Below are 12,783 nucleotides of genomic sequence, written 5' to 3' on the forward strand. Positions count from 1 at the left end.
GCGGAGGCTATGGCACATCGAGCAGTAGGTCGAGGAGGGCGGCCGCAGCGGTCTTGTCGAGCGGGTTGTTCTGGTTGCCGCACTTGGGGGACTGGATGCACGACGGACAGCCGTCGTCGCAGGTGCAGGAGGTGATCGCGTCACGGGTGGCGCTCAGCCAGGCGCGCGCCGTACGGAAGCCGCGCTCTGCGAAGCCGGCGCCGCCCGGGTGTCCGTCGTAGACGAAGACCGTCAGCTGTCCGGTGTCGGCGTGCAGAGCCGTCGAGACGCCGCCGATGTCCCAGCGGTCGCAGGTGGCGAACAACGGCAGCAGCCCGATCGAGCAGTGCTCCGCGGCGTGCGCGGCGCCAGGCAGGTCGGCGGGAGCGAGGCCCGACTCGGCCAGGGCGTGCTCGGGCACGGTCCACCAGACTGCGGCGGTGCGCAGGGATCGTTCGGGCAGGTCGAGCGGCTCCTCGCCGAGCACCTCACCGCCGGGCTGGCGGCGCCGCAGGAACGCGACTACCTGATGGGTCACGTCCACCACCCCGAAGGACAGCCGGCAGGACCCCCACCGCGCATGCTCGCGCTCCTCGACGATCGAGATGTCGGTGACCTCGCGCGCCGTCGTCGAGTAGTCGGGCTCGGCGCGGCCGATGACGGCCACGTGCTCCTCGAGGTCGAGCGAGCGGACCAGCCAGGTCTCTCCGCGGTGCACGTAGACCGCGCCGGGATGGGCGGTGCCATGCGAGCTCGAGGCGTCGACGGTGCCGATGACCCGTCCGGTCTCCTCCTCGACCAGCTGGACCGGAGCGCCACCCGCGGAGCGGATGTCGGCGAGGTCGCTGGCCCGGCGCCGGTCCGTCCAGTACCAACCGCGCGGGCGGCGCCTCAACAGGCCGCCGTCGGTGAGCGCGTCGACGACCTCGCGCGTCGTCGGGCCGAAGAGCGCCAGATCGTCCTCGGTCAGGGGCAGCTCCTGGGCGGCGGCGCAGAGTTGCGGCCCGAGGACGTAGGGATTGGCCGGGTCGAAGACGGTCGCCTCGACGGGCCGGCCGAGGAGCGCCTCCGGATGGTTGACCAGGTAGGTGTCGAGCGGGTCGTCGCGGGCGATGAGGATCCCGAGCGCGTCCCGGGCGCCGCGACCGGCCCGGCCGATCTGCTGCCACAGGGCGGCGCGGGTGCCGGGGAAGCCGGCCATCAGCACGGCGTCGAGCCCGCTGACGTCGATCCCCAGCTCGAGGGCGTTGGTGGCGGCGAGCCCGATCAGCTCCCCGCTCCGCAGCGCCTCCTCGAGGGCGCGGCGCTCCTCGGGGAGGTAGCCGCCGCGGTAGGCCGCCACCCGGCCCGGCAGCGAGGCGTCGACATCCGCGAGCAGTTCGGCCGCGGTCATCGCCACCTGCTCCGCGCCCCGACGCGAACGCACGAACGCGAGCGTGCGGACGTCTGACGACACCAGGTCGGCCAGCAGGTCCGCGGTCTCCGACGAGGCGGCGCGTCGCACGGGTGCGCCGTTCTCGCCCGTGTGGGTGGTGAACGGCGGCTCCCACAGCGCGAGCGAGACCCGACCCCGCGGCGAGGCGTCGTCGGTGACCGCCATGACGTCCAGACCGGTCAGTAGCGCCGCGGCCAGGTCCGGCTGCGCCACCGTCGCGGAGGCCAGGACGAAGGTCGGGGCCGCGCCGTACGACGCGCATATCCGCCGCAGCCGCCGCAGGATCTGGGCGACGTGAGCGCCGAACACGCCCCGGTAGTGATGGCACTCGTCGACCACGACGTAGTGGAGCGAGCCGAGGAAAGGCGCCCACCGCTGGTGTCCGGGCAGGAGCGATCGGTGCAGCATGTCGGGATTGGTGAGGATGTACTCCCCGTGGTCGCGGGCCCAGTCGCGCTGTTCGCGGCTGCTGTCGCCGTCGTGAGTGGTGGCGCGTACGTCGAGCCCCAGGGTCATGACGCTGGCCAGCTGGTCCTGCGCGAGCGCCTTGGTCGGTGCCAGGTAGAGCACGGTGGCGCCGCGTTGCCCGCGCGGTCCCCGGGCCTCGCGGATCGCGGTCAGCGCCGGCAGCTGGTAGCCGAGGCTCTTGCCCGAGGCGGTGCCCGTGGACAGCACCACGTGCTGCCCCTGGCGGGCAGCGTCGGCGGCGATCGCCTGGTGCTGCCACAGCCGGTCCACGCCGCGGGCTCGGAACGCGACCGCCACGTCCGGGTCCACCCAGTCCGGCCACGCCGCCTCACGTGCGGCGCGGGGAGGGAGCACCTCCAGGTGCCGCAACCGGTCCTCCCGCCCCGGCACGGACGCCAGCCGGTCGACCAGGTCTCCCAGGTCGACCGACGGGGAGCGCGGGGTCGTGGACATCGGTCCATTCTGACCGAGAGCGCCGACACCAGGTGACTGCGGAGGTGACCAGGAAGCCGCAGAAAGGCGCCGTACGTCGTACTCTGCCTCGCGAGGTTCGTCTCGGGCTTGTTGGCTACTTTGTGCGCGGGACGGCATCAGCGTGGTTTCATTGACCAGGCCGGACGCCGGGGGCAAGCGCCGCCGCGGACCGGTCGACCGAACGAATTGCACCGGGAGACTAGTGGTGGACCTGACCCTGACGACGCGCGACGCCGGTGGGAAGACCATCGTTGCGGTCGGTGGCGAGATCGACGTCTACACGGCCCCGAAGCTGCGAGACAAGATCACCGAGTTGGTCGCCGCCGGGGCCTACGACATCGTGGTCGACATGGAGGAGGTCGAGTTCCTCGACTCCACCGGACTCGGCGTCCTGGTCGGCGGCCTGAAGAAGGTCCGGGCCCACGACGGCACGCTCGAGCTGGTCTGCAACCAGGACCGCCTGCTCAAGATCTTCCGGATCACCGGCCTCGCGAAGGTGTTCGTGATCCACGACTCCGCCGAGGCGGCCCTCGCGGGCAGCTGATCACCCTCGTCGTACCGACCCCCGCTCCGCCGTCCTCGGACGCCGGGGCGGCTGCCATTTGCGGCGTGTTCGCGACACGCCATATGTTCCACGTCACATCCCGGTGCTCTCTGGGGCGTGACCCTGCGTAGACTCCGGCCCGTCCGTATGAGATCTGCATCACTCCAGCAGCACACTCAGGAGGAACCGCATGACGGGGATCAGTCCCGCTGTCGTGGAGCTCTCCGGGGGCAATCTCGTCCTGGTCATCGTTGTCGCACTCATCGCGCTGGGCGCGCTTGCGATGGCAGCGATGTTCCGCCAGGAGGTCCTTGCCGCCGGTGAAGGCACCGACAACATGAAGAACATCGCCCAAGCGGTCCAAGAGGGCGCGAACGCCTACCTGACCCGGCAGTTCCGGACGCTCGCCATCTTTGCGGCGATCGCGTTCTTCGGGTTGTTGGCGTTACCGGCCGATGACGCCGGCGTCCGCATCTTCCGCTCCGTCTTCTTCCTGGTCGGCGCCGGGTTCTCCGCCACGGTCGGGTACCTCGGCATGAACCTCGCCGTGCGGGCCAACCTGCGCGTCGCGGCCGCGGCCAACACCGAGGGCCGCGAACCCGCCATGCGGATCGGCCTCCGGACCGGAGCCATGGTCGGCATGCTGACCGTGGGTCTCGGACTCCTCGGCGCGAGCCTCGTCGTCCTGTTCTTCCAGGACGAGGCGCCGGACGTGCTCGAGGGCTTCGGCTTCGGGGCCGCCCTGCTCGCCATGTTCATGCGTGTCGGCGGCGGCATCTTCACCAAGGCGGCCGACGTCGGTGCCGACCTCGTGGGCAAGGTCGAGAACAACATCCCCGAGGACGACCCGCGCAACGCGGCGACGATCGCCGACAATGTGGGCGACAACGTCGGCGACTGCGCGGGCATGGCCGCCGACCTCTTCGAGTCGTACGCCGTCACCCTCGTCGCCGCCTTGATCCTCGGCTCTCAGGCGTTCGGGGACAAGGGGCTGGTGTTCCCGCTGCTGATCCCCGCCATCGGGGCGCTGACGGCCGTCGCGGGTGTCTACCTCACCCGGCCGCAGGCCGGCGTCAACGGGCTGACGACCATCAACCGGTCGTTCTACCTGTCCTCGGGCATCGCCGCCGTGGCCAGCGTGATCCTTGCCTACGTCTACCTGCCGGGCAGCTTCAGCGAGTTCAACAACATCGCCGGCGGCCTGTCCACCGCCGACGGCGACCCGCGGTTCATCGCGGCGTCGGCGGTCGTGATCGGCATCGTGATGTCGGCCGGGATCCTGGCCCTCACCGGCTACTACACCGGCACGGAGCACCGCCCGGTCAAGGACGTCGGCAAGACCTCGCTCACCGGCGCGGCCACCGTGATCCTGTCCGGGCTCTCGGTGGGCTTCGAGTCCGCGGTCTACACGACGCTCGTGATCGGCGCCGCCGTGTTCGGCGCCTACCTGCTCGGCGGCGCCGCCCTCACGGTGTCGCTGTTCGCGGTGGCGCTCGCCGGCTGCGGGCTGCTGACCACCGTCGGCGTGATCGTCGCGATGGACACGTTCGGCCCGGTCTCCGACAACGCGCAGGGCATCGCGGAGATGTCGGGTGACGTCAGCGAGCACGGCGCGCAGATCCTCACCGACCTCGACGCGGTCGGCAACACGACCAAGGCGATCACCAAGGGCATTGCGATCGCGACGGCGGTCCTCGCGGCCACGGCGCTCTTCGGGTCGTACGCGACGTCCGTGTTCGAGGCGCTCAACGAGGCCAACGTGGGGCCGGACGAGGCCTACCTGCTCGACTTCTCGGTCTTCAACCCCGCCGTGATCGTGGGCGTGCTCCTCGGTGCGGCCGTGGTCTTCCTGTTCTCCGGATTGGCGATCAACGCCGTCGCCCGGGCTGCGGGCGCGGTCGTCTACGAGGTCCGTCGCCAGTTCCGGGAGATCCCCGGGATCATGGAGGGCACCGGCCGTCCGGAGTACGGCAAGGTCGTCGACATCGTCACCAAGGACTCCCTGCGCGAGCTGACCACGCCGGGCATCCTCGCGGTGCTGGCGCCGGTCGCGGTCGGCTTCGGCCTCGGGGCGACCGCCCTGGCCGGCTTCCTCGCCGGTGCCATCGGCACCGGCACCCTGATGGCGGTCTTCCTGGCCAACTCGGGCGGTGCCTGGGACAACGCCAAGAAGCTGGTCGAGGACGGCAACCACGGCGGCAAGGGCTCCGAGGCCCACGCGGCCACGGTCATCGGCGACACCGTCGGCGACCCGTTCAAGGACACCGCCGGCCCGGCGATCAACCCGCTGATCAAGGTGATGAACCTGGTCTCGCTGCTGATCGCCAGTGCCGTGGTCTCGTTGAGCGTCGGCGACGACCAGAACGACGCGGCCCGGATCGTGATCGCCGTGGTGGCGGTGGCGATCATCGCCGGGGCGGTCTACGTGTCCAAGCAGCGCGAGGTCACCATCGGTGACGACGCGCCGGGTGCGACGGCCCCGCCGCCGCCTCCGCCGCCCCCGCCGACCGAGCCGCCCCCGCCGCCGCCGAGCGATCCGGCTCCGACCCAGCAGTTCCAGGCGCCCCACCAGCACTAGTAATCGGCGTTGACCCGTCCACGACCTGTGGGCGGGTCAACGTTCATTTGCGGGCCTCTAGGCTCTTGCCGTGACTGACGACGTGGCCGCACCGCTCCCGCACCGTCTGCGTGATGCCCTGGTGGCCGCGGACTTCAGTTACGACCGGGTGGCCGAGCTGCTCGGTCCCGCCGCGCACGACGCGCTGGCGCGCAACGAGACGACGCCCGCACTGCGCCGTACGACGGGCAGCGGGCCCCTCGAGACGCTGACCCGGCTCTTCCTCCTCCAGGCCGTCGTCGACCTCGAGTCGGCCGAGCGGGCACTCCCGGGACTGGTCGACCGCCTCGCCGCCGAAGGGTTCCTCGAGCGCTCGGTCGGCGAGGTCGCGGCCCGCCTCGACGTGCGCCCGTACGCCGCGGACGGGGACAGCCTGTGGGTGGTCAGCGACCTCACTCCGGGGCTCGACGGCGGCCCCAACCGGGTGGGGCCCGACCACGTCCTGGGCATCAGCTCCGCGTCGACGTCGCTGGCCCAGCTCACCATCCGCGAGCAGGTCGCCCGCTCGCTCGACCTCGGGACCGGCTGCGGAGTCCAGGCGCTGCACCTGGCCGGCCACAGCGGCGCCGTGGTGGCGACCGACGTCAACGAACGGGCGCTGCGGCTGACTCGGTTCAACGTCGCCCTCAACGACGTCCGCACGCCGGTCGACGTCCGCGCCGGCTCCTTCTTCGAGGCGGTGGCGAGCGAGCGGTTCGACCTGATCGCCACCAACCCGCCGTTCGTGATCTCGCCGGCGACCGGCGAGCGCCTGGTCTACCGCGACTCCGGCCTACCGGGTGACCGCGTGGTCGAGCACATCGTGCGCACGGCCCCCGACCACCTGACGGAGGGCGGCTGGTGCCAGGTCCTGGCCAACTGGGTGATCCCGACAGGCCAGGACTGGGAGGACCGGTTGGCGTCCTGGGTCGACGACGAGTGCGACGCCTACGTCGTCCAGCGCGAGGTCATCGACCCGGCGTCGTACGTCGAGCTCTGGCTCAAGGACGCCGGCCAGCACGGTGGTCCCGACTACGCGACCCGCTACGACACCTGGGTGTCGTGGTTCGAGCAGCAGGGCATCGAGGCAGTCGGGTTCGGCTGGATCAACCTGCGCCGTTCCGGTGCCGCGCAGCCGGTCCGCGACCTCCTCGAGTGGCCGTACGACGTGGAGCAGCCGATCGCGCCCGCGCTGCACTCGTGGGCGAGCGCGGGTGACGTCGTCGTCGACCTGGACTCCCGGCTCGTCGTCCGCCCGGACATCCAGCAGGAGACCGTCGGTGCGCCCGGCGCCGCCGACCCCGAGGTGGTCGTGCTGCGTCAGCAGCGGGGGCTGCGCCGGGCCCGTCAGGCCGACACCGTCGAGGCCGCGCTCGTCGGCGCCTGCGACGGCGAGCTCAGCGTCGGACAGATCCTGGACGCCCTCGCCGAGCTGCTCGACCTCGACCCCGCGCAGACGCGCGCGACGTACCTCCCGACCGTGCAGGAACTGGTCGCGGAGGGCTTCCTGGAGGCCTGACTCCTACCTCAGCTCTTGAACTTCACCGTCGCCTTGGCGGCCTTGATCGTCTTGCTCCCGGCGTAGACCAGGGTGAGCTTGTGCTTGCCGGGCTTGAGCTTGGTCAGCTTCACGACGGCCTTGCCCTTGCTCTTGGCCTTCAGCTTGACCGTCACGAGCGTCTTCTTGCCGTCCTTGACGAGGAAGCTGCCGGTCGGCTTGGGCAGGCCCGCCACGGTGAGGGTGACCAGGAGCTTGCCCTTCTTGAACGCGCCCTTGATGCGCGCAGCGGCCTTCGGCACGACACCGGTCGAACCCGCGTAGACCGAGGACGCGTGGGCACCCTCCGGGTCGTCGACCGTGATCTTGAAGCCGATCTTCTTGCCGACCGCGGCAACGGGTACGTCGAACTTCTGGGACCACGCGCCGGCGGAGTAGTCGTCGGCCGGCGTGCCGTCGATGAACCACTCGACGAGGACGTAGTCGGAGTCGACCTCGATGCCCTGCCAGGTGCCGGGGCTCAGGGTCAGGGTCTGGCCGGCGACTGCTGCACCCGTGAGCTTGGGAGCCTTCACGACCGCGGCCGGAGGCAGCAGCAGCGTGACGTCCGGCAGCGATCCGTCGGCGTTCAGCTCGACTTCGGCGGCCGACACGGTGCCGGTTGGGCTGACCGTCACGGTCACCGGACCCTCGTCGACCCCGTTCTCGAGGTACGTCGACTGGTAGCCCGCCTTCTCGAACCGCAGCCAGTACTTCCCGGGCCGCACCCCGATCTGGAACGCGCCGAGATCGCCACCGATGGCCCGGCTGGTGTCCGATGCCACGGCGGCGCTACCGCCCTCCGTGAGCACGGTGACCGCGACGCCGGTCAGCGGCTCGCCGTTCCAGTTGGAGATCGTGCCCTTGAGGTCGAACTTGGTGCTGCCGTCGTCGATCGTCATGGCTTGCGCGGCGAGCGTGGGGGCCGCACCCTGACCGACCACGAGCTCGCCACCAGGCGTGTTCACGTAGGTGTGGTTGCCGACGACCGCACCGAGGTAGGTCAGCGTGTAGGTCTCGATCGGGAGCGGGAGGGTGAACCCGCCGCCGGTCGTGCTCTGCGTGAGGATCGGGGGGCCGTCCTGGGGGGTGGCCTGGACCGTGATGCCGGGCAGGCCGGCGTTGCCCGCGCCCAGCACCTGGCCGATCACGGCCACCGGCGTGCTCTGCAGCGTCATCGATGGGAGGGACCCGTCCTCGGCTTCCTCACCATCGACCGTGACCGAGGGGTCAGCGCTCGTGTCGACCTCGATCCTGGCGATCCCACCCTCGTCGTTCCGGTAGTCAGCGCTCGCGAACCCGTCCTTCGAGGCCGCCACCTGGTAGGAGCCGGTCGCGAGCGGGAAGTCCACTGTCCCGTCCTCCTGGGTTCGGCCAGACTCCACCTCCGGCCCGGCGAAGGTCGAGACATCGACTTCGGCGTCATCGATCGCTTCGCCGTTGGCGTCGACGACGGTCACGGTCACCGCTGTCTGCGGCACCGCATGGGCCGGCGCCGCCAGCGACACGATCGGGAGGACGAGCGACAGTCCGAGCACGGCAGCAAGGAGCTGGGGCCTGCGGCGAGCAGGTCCGGAGAGGGAGCGCATGCTCAGATCCTCGGCACTCACTGTCGCGGGTGTAGGTGAATCCCGACATCCACAGTCTGGTCTAGACCGGTCAGGGCAGGGTTCCGACCAGGTCGACGGGCGGCCGTTCGCCCTTGCCGTCGAGAGACAGGGAGACCTCGAGGTGCAGCTCGGGCACCGGGTCACAGGACGCGGACACGACCCTGACGGTGCCCGTGGCGTCGCCGGGCGCGATGCGCAGGTCGTCGCCGCTGTCCCCCAACCAGAGCAGGACCGGGAGCTCGGCGAGCGACCGCACCTCGCCCTGGGGAAAGGTGAACGTCCGATCGCCCTCGATCTTCTCCAGCACCCCGAGGAAGGCGAAGATCGGCTCGACGGGCTGTCCGTCGGCGAGCACGCGGGGACTGGTCGCCCTGATCCGTAGCGACTGATCGAGCTCCTCCGCGCGGTTGCGTGGTGCGGCGCCGTCGCGAAGAGGCACGCAGGAAACCCGGACTTCGTCGAAGACGTGGGTCGAGCCGTCTGCCCGGATGAGCGTCAGCGTGCTGACCGGGCCACCGCTCGGATCTGCCGCGACGCCAGTCCCGGAGCGGTCGTCGCCGCCCAGTGAGGAACCCACGATCCCCGCGGCGGCCAGCACCCCGAAGGCGCAGCCCCCCGCGACCGCCGTGCGGCGGTGCCGGCGGCGTGCCGCGACCCGGCGATCCACCCGCTCCTCGGCGTCGAGGGGCGGTGCGAGCGCGCCGTTCAGCCGGTCGTAGCCGTCCTTGATCTGCTCTTCGGTCATCTCAGTCTCCTGTGCTCGTGCCGGCTGTGCCGGTGCGCAGCGGGCCGTGCTCGCGCGCGTGCTCTCGGAGCCGCTCCGTCCCACGGGACAGCTGGCTCTTGACGGTGCCTTCCGAGCAGCCCATCCGCTCGGCGATGGCGCGGACGTCGAGGTCCTCGACGTACCGCAGGGCCAGCGCGGTGCGCTGTCGAGGTGAGAGGGTCACGAGGGCCTCGACCAGCCAGGCGTCGGTCTCGCCGACCAGCTCGACCGGCGCCTGGTCGCGGGGGCCGCCGAGGAGCGGGAGTTCGCGGCGCAGCCGGCGGATCCGGTCGATGTTGAGTCGCACCATCACTGTCCGGGCGTACGCCGCGGGCTCGTCGAACCGGGACCGTCCCCACCGCTCGCCCATCCTGGCGAGCGTCTCCTGGGTCAGGTCCCAGGCGTCGTGCGAGTCGGCAGTCAGGGCGTGCGCGAAGCCGAGCAGCGGTCGGGTCTGCACCGCCGCGAACTCCGCGAAGTCCTGCACCTTGTCCATGTTCACGCCGCCTCCGAGGCTGTGTTCAGGTCTCTCACCTACTCTTCCTTGACGGCAGCACGCGGCGGAACGTTGAGGGCACGCGAGAACGGGCTCGGCGACGTTCGCGCTACCGTGTCCAGCCGAAGGACCCGGAGAGCGACCGGGACACCACCGAAGGAGACAAAAACCCCGTGGCTCACAAGTTGGTGATCGTCGAGTCCCCGGCGAAGGCTCGCAAGATCGGCGAGTACCTCGGCCAGGGCTATGTCGTCGAGTCCTCCATCGGCCACATCCGCGACCTCCCCCAGAGCGCCGCCGACACCCCCGCCAAGATCAAGGACAAGTCGTGGGGCCGTCTCGCCGTGGACGTCGAGAACGGGTTCGAGCCCTACTACGTCGTGCCCCGCGACAAGAAGTCGCACATCACCAAGCTCAAGGGTTTGCTGAAGGACGCCGACGAGCTCTACCTCGCCACCGATGAGGACCGCGAGGGAGAGGCGATCGCCTGGCACCTCCTCGACGAGCTGAAGCCGAAGGACAACATCCCGGTCAAGCGGATGGTCTTCCATGAGATCACCAAGCAGGCGATCCTCGACGCGGCCGACAACCCCCGCGAGCTCGACATGGACCTCGTCGAGGCCCAGGAGGCGCGGCGCATCCTCGACCGCCTCTACGGCTACGAGGTCAGCCCGGTGCTGTGGAAGAAGGTCATGTCCGGCCTCTCCGCCGGCCGGGTCCAGTCCGTGGCCACCCGCCTGGTGGTCGCCAAGGAGCGCGACCGGATGGCCTTCCGGGTCGCGTCGTACTGGGACCTCGAGGGCACCTTCGACGCCGGCGCCTCCAAGGACCCCCGGATGTTCCCGGCGAAGCTCCACTCGATCGACGGCGGACGCGTCGCCGGTGGCTCCGACTTCGGCTCCGACGGACTGCTCAAGACCAAGAAGGACGAGCGGGTCCACCTCGACCGCACCGCCGCGGAGGCGCTGGTCGCCGCACTCGGCGACACCACGTTCGACGTCCGCTCGGTGGAGGCCAAGCCCTACCGGCGCTCGCCGTACGCGCCCTTCCGCACGACCACGCTCCAGCAGGAGGCCAGCCGCAAGCTCGGCATGAGCCCGTCGGTGGCCATGTCGGTCGCCCAGCGCCTGTACGAGAACGGCTTCATCACCTACATGCGTACGGACTCGACCACGCTGTCCGGTGGCGCCGTCAACGCGGCCAGGACGCAGGTGCGAGAGCTGTACGGCGCGGAGTACCTGCCCGACGCGCCGCGCACCTACGCCAGCAAGGTCAAGAACGCCCAGGAGGCGCACGAGGCGATCCGCCCAGCGGGCGAGAGCTTCCAGACCCCGGCGCAGACCGGGCTGACCGGGGACCAGTTCCGGCTCTACGAGCTGATCTGGATGCGCACCGTCGCGTCGCAGATGAAGGACGCGGTCGGCCAGTCGGTCTCGGTGCGCATCGGCGGCGCCGCCTCCGACGGTCGCGACGTCGTCTTCGGTGCGTCCGGCCGGGTCATCACGTTCCACGGCTTCCTCAAGGCGTACGTCGAGGGCACCGAGGGTGGCAAGCGCAGCGACGACGACCAGGTGCCGCTGCCGGACCTCCACGAGGGCGACTCCGTGTCGGCCGCCTCGCTGAGCGCCAACGGCCACGAGACCAAGCCGCCGGCCCGCTACACGGAGGCCTCGCTCATCAAGGAGCTCGAGGACCGGGAGATCGGCCGACCCTCGACGTACGCCTCGATCATCGGCACGATCATCAACCGCGGCTACGTCTACAAGAAGGGCACGGCGCTGGTGCCGGCCTGGCTGGCGTTCTCGGTCATCCGGCTGCTGGAGGAGCACTTCCCGCGCCAGGTGTCCTACGAGTTCACCGCTGGCATGGAGGACATCCTCGACGAGATCGCGGGTGGCCGTAAGGACCGCAACACCGAGCTGTCGGAGTTCTACTACGGCTCCGACGCGGTCACCGGCCTCAAGCCGCTGGTCGATGGGCTCGGTGACATCGACGCGCGCGAGCTGGCGACCTTCCCGGTGGGTGGCCCGGACAGCGGGATCAACCTCCGGGTCGGCCGCTACGGCCCCTACCTGGAGGGCCCCGACGACGAGGGCACGCCGTACGCCGTCCGCGCGAACGTGCCCGACGACCTGCCGCCCGACGAGCTCACCCTGGAGAAGGCCAAGGAGCTCCTGGCCAACCCCGCCGGCGAGGAGATCGAGCTGGGCGTCCACCCGGAGACGGGGCTGCACGTCGTGGCCAAGAACGGCCGCTTCGGGCCCTACGTCACCGAGGTGCTGCCCGAGGACGCGAAGAAGAGCGCCAAGCCGCGCACGGGCTCGCTCTTCAAGTCGATGTCCCTCGACACGGTCACCCTCGACGACGCGGTCAAGCTGCTCTCGCTGCCGCGCGTGGTCGGCGCCGACCCCGAGTCGGGCGACGAGATCACCGCGCAGAACGGTCGTTACGGCCCGTACCTCAAGAAGGGCACCGACTCGCGGTCGCTGACCTCCGAGGACCAGCTGCTCAGCATCACCCTCGACGAGGCGCTGCGGATCTACGCCCAGCCCAAGCAGCGCGGCCGCGCCGCCGCTGCCGCTCCGCTCAAGGAGCTCGGCAACGACCCGGTCTCGGGCCAGCCCGTCGTCGTCAAGGCGGGCCGCTTCGGCGAGTACGTCACCGACGGCGAGTACAACGCCACCCTCCGCAAGGACGACAGCGTCGAGGCGGTGACGCTCGAGCGGGCCGCCGAGCTGCTCGCCGAGCGCCGCGCCAAGGGCCCCGCCACCAAGAAGGCGGCCAAGAAGGGCGCGAAGAAGGCCCCGGCCAAGAAGGCGGCGAAGAAGACCACCGCCAAGAAGACGACCAAGAAGGCCGCGGCCAAGAAGTCGTAGGC

At 70.6% G+C, this 12,783-nt stretch carries 8 protein-coding genes; 4 read left to right on the forward strand and 4 right to left on the reverse strand.

Translation table 11 applies throughout. The annotated features are described in order from the left end of the window. Positions 1-7: 7 nt before the first annotated feature. Positions 8-2,335 carry a DEAD/DEAH box helicase gene (locus tag ABEA33_RS16920; protein ID WP_345528056.1) on the reverse strand — a complete coding sequence of 776 codons (2,328 nt, stop codon included), beginning with the start codon at positions 2,333-2,335 and terminating at the stop codon, positions 8-10. A gap of 226 nt (positions 2,336-2,561) precedes the next feature. Between ABEA33_RS16920 and ABEA33_RS16925 the strand changes: the two genes are divergently transcribed. From ABEA33_RS16925 to ABEA33_RS16935, 3 genes are all read left to right on the forward strand, one after another. Then, positions 2,562-2,900 (forward strand): STAS domain-containing protein, encoded by a 339-nt coding sequence (locus ABEA33_RS16925; protein WP_345528057.1) that lies wholly within the window; start codon positions 2,562-2,564, stop codon positions 2,898-2,900. A gap of 190 nt (positions 2,901-3,090) precedes the next feature. Further along, complete coding sequence (locus ABEA33_RS16930) at positions 3,091-5,478, forward strand: sodium-translocating pyrophosphatase (protein ID WP_345528058.1); 2,388 nt, start codon at positions 3,091-3,093, stop codon at positions 5,476-5,478. A gap of 70 nt (positions 5,479-5,548) precedes the next feature. Continuing rightward, entirely contained in the window at positions 5,549-7,015 is a 1,467-nt protein-coding gene (locus tag ABEA33_RS16935; RefSeq protein WP_345528059.1) for a DUF7059 domain-containing protein, read from the forward strand. Positions 7,016-7,023: 8 nt separating this feature from the next. Here the strand turns inward: ABEA33_RS16935 and ABEA33_RS16940 are convergent, their stop codons facing one another. The 3 genes from ABEA33_RS16940 to ABEA33_RS16950 all read right to left on the reverse strand — a co-directional run bounded on the left by ABEA33_RS16940 (position 7,024) and on the right by ABEA33_RS16950 (position 9,905). Continuing rightward, positions 7,024-8,622: a carboxypeptidase-like regulatory domain-containing protein gene (locus ABEA33_RS16940; protein ID WP_345528060.1), complete on the reverse strand. Its 1,599-nt coding sequence runs from the start codon at positions 8,620-8,622 to the stop codon at positions 7,024-7,026. A gap of 70 nt (positions 8,623-8,692) precedes the next feature. Next, the gene (locus ABEA33_RS16945) at positions 8,693-9,388 is read right to left on the reverse strand and encodes a hypothetical protein (protein ID WP_345528061.1); all 696 of its coding nucleotides are present in this window, start codon (positions 9,386-9,388) and stop codon (positions 8,693-8,695) included. Position 9,389: 1 nt separating this feature from the next. Continuing rightward, positions 9,390-9,905 (reverse strand): sigma-70 family RNA polymerase sigma factor, encoded by a 516-nt coding sequence (locus tag ABEA33_RS16950; protein WP_345528062.1) that lies wholly within the window; start codon positions 9,903-9,905, stop codon positions 9,390-9,392. A 173-nt stretch (positions 9,906-10,078) separates the two neighbouring features. Here ABEA33_RS16950 and topA point away from each other — a divergent pair, with 173 nt between their 5' ends. After that, positions 10,079-12,781 (forward strand): type I DNA topoisomerase, encoded by a 2,703-nt coding sequence (topA, locus tag ABEA33_RS16955; RefSeq protein ID WP_345528063.1) that lies wholly within the window; start codon positions 10,079-10,081, stop codon positions 12,779-12,781. Positions 12,782-12,783: the final 2 nt, after the last annotated feature.

The organism is Nocardioides endophyticus, assembly GCF_039543845.1.
Lineage (GTDB): Bacteria > Actinomycetota > Actinomycetes > Propionibacteriales > Nocardioidaceae > Nocardioides > Nocardioides endophyticus.